The sequence below is a fragment of the Microcoleus sp. Pol14D4 genome (genome assembly GCF_036701245.1).
Classification (GTDB): Bacteria; Cyanobacteriota; Cyanobacteriia; order Cyanobacteriales; family Microcoleaceae; genus Microcoleus.
This window is the reverse complement of sequence record NZ_JAUBQM010000159.1, coordinates 2501-4862: the sequence shown is the minus strand read 5'-3', so window position 1 is coordinate 4862 and position 2362 is coordinate 2501. Positions and strand designations below refer to the sequence as shown.

Below are 2362 nucleotides of genomic sequence, written 5' to 3'. Positions count from 1 at the left end.
CCTGCGCTTTGCTGTTATTGGTTTTTGAGTTGCAAAGAAAAACCCCGACCTTTTGGGTCGGGGTTTTGGGTAAGGCCCTGGCGATGACCTACTCTCGCATGCGGATGCACACTACCATCGGCGCGTGCGCGTTTCACTTCCGAGTTCGGGATGGGATCGGGTGGTTCCACGCAGCTATGTTCACCAGGGAGAGGGTGGAGGGTCGCTATTGCCGGAAGGCTCAAGCGCTCACGCTCTCATAGGGTCTTGTGACGTAACAGTTTGGTTTGTCTTGGCTTCTGTGCCGAAGGGCAAGGCAACTTGAGGTTATATGATCAAGCCACACGGATCATTAGTATCGGTAAGCTCAATGCATTACTGCACTTACACACCCGACCTATCAACGACGTAGTCTTCATCGTTCCTTTAGGGGACTTGTGTCCCGGGAGATCTCATCTTGAGGCGCGCTTCCCGCTTAGATGCTTTCAGCGGTTATCGTTTCCGAACGTAGCTACCCGGCAGTGCCACTGGCGTGACAACCGGTACACCAGAGGTTCGTCCATTCCGGTCCTCTCGTACTAGGAACAGCCCCTCTCAAATCTCCAACGCCCACGACAGATAGGGACCGAACTGTCTCACGACGTTCTGAACCCAGCTCGCGTACCACTTTAAATGGCGAACAGCCATACCCTTGGGACCGACTACAGCCCCAGGATGTGATGAGCCGACATCGAGGTGCCAAACACCGCCGTCGATATGAACTCTTGGGCGGTATCAGCCTGTTATCCCCGGAGTACCTTTTATCCGTTGAGCGATGGCCCTTCCATACAGAACCACCGGATCACTAAGACCTACTTTCGTACCTGCTTGATCCGTCGATCTTGCAGTCAAGCACGCTTCTGCCTTTGCACACATTGCGCGATGTCCGACCGCGCTGAGCGTACCTTCGTGCTCCTCCGTTACTCTTTGGGAGGAGACCGCCCCAGTCAAACTACCCACCATACATGGTCCCCGATCCGGATTACGGACCTAGGTTAGAACGTCAAGCACATCAGGGTGGTATTTCAAGGATGGCTCCACCGAAGCTGGCGCCTCGGTTTCATAGCCTCCCACCTATCCTACACAGACGAACTCAACGTTCAATGTAAAGCTATAGTAAAGGTTCACGGGGTCTTTCCGTCTTGCCGCGGGAACGCTGCATCTTCACAGCGATTTCAATTTCACTGAGCCTTGGGTGGAGACAGCGCCGCTGTCGTTACGCCATTCGTGCAGGTCGGAACTTACCCGACAAGGAATTTCGCTACCTTAGGACCGTTATAGTTACGGCCGCCGTTTACTGGGGCTTCGATCAAGAGCTTCGCTTGCGCTGACCCCATCACTTAACCTTCCAGCACCGGGCAGGCGTCACACCCTATACGTCCACTTTCGTGTTTGCAGAGTGCTGTGTTTTTGATAAACAGTCGCAGCGGCCTGGTCACTGCGGCCTCCATTGCTGGAGGCGTACCTTCTCCCGAAGTTACGGTACTATTTTGCCTAGTTCCTTCACCCAAGTTCTCTCAAGCGCCTGAGAATTCTCATCCTACCCACCTGTGTCGGTTTACGGTACGGTCTTGCGTGAGCTGAAGCTTAGAGGCTTTTCCTGGAAGCGTGGGATCAGTGACTTCGTCCGATAGGACTCGTCTCGTACTTCGGCCTTAAAGGGCGGCGGATTTGCCTACCACCCAAGCCTTTGTACTTTCCCCGGGACAACCAACGCCCGGTACACTTACCCTTCTCCGTCCCCCCATCGCACTCACGCGAGGTGCTGGAATATTAACCAGCTTCCCATCGACTACACCTTTCGGTCTCGCCTTAGGGGCCGACTCACCCTGCGCCGATGAACGTTGCGCTAGGAAACCTTGGGCTTTCGGCGTGCGGGCTTTTCACCCGCATTATCGTTACTCATGTCAGCATTCGCACTTCCGATACCTCCAGCAGCCTTCTCAAGCCACCTTCGCAGGCGTACGGAACGCTCCTCTACCGCGCACACAAAGTGTGCACCCCAAGCTTCGGTATATCGCTTAGCCCCGTTAAATCTTCCGCGCAGACCGACTCGACCAGTGAGCTATTACGCTTTCTTTAAAGGATGGCTGCTTCTAAGCCAACCTCCTGGCTGTCTATGCCTTTCCACATCGTTTTCCACTTAGCGATAATTTGGGGACCTTAGCTGTGGGTCTGGGTTGTTTCCCTTTTCACGACGGACGTTAGCACCCGCCGTGTGTCTCCCGCATAGTCTGTCCTGGTATTCGGAGTTTGCCATGGTTTGGTAAGTCACGATGACCCCCTAGCCATAACAGTGCTCTACCCCCAGGAAGATTCGTGCGAGGCGCTACCTAAATAGCTT

General features: G+C 54.4%; 2 rRNA genes (1 of these 2 only partly in view). Both read right to left on the bottom strand.

Going from position 1 to position 2362, the window contains the following annotated elements:
* Positions 1–75: 75 nt before the first annotated feature.
* Positions 76–188: ribosomal RNA gene (gene rrf, locus QUA33_RS27575) — 5S ribosomal RNA — on the bottom strand.
* 122 nt (positions 189–310) lie between these two features.
* Positions 311–2362 (bottom strand): 23S ribosomal RNA (locus QUA33_RS27570) (it continues 799 nt past the right edge of the window).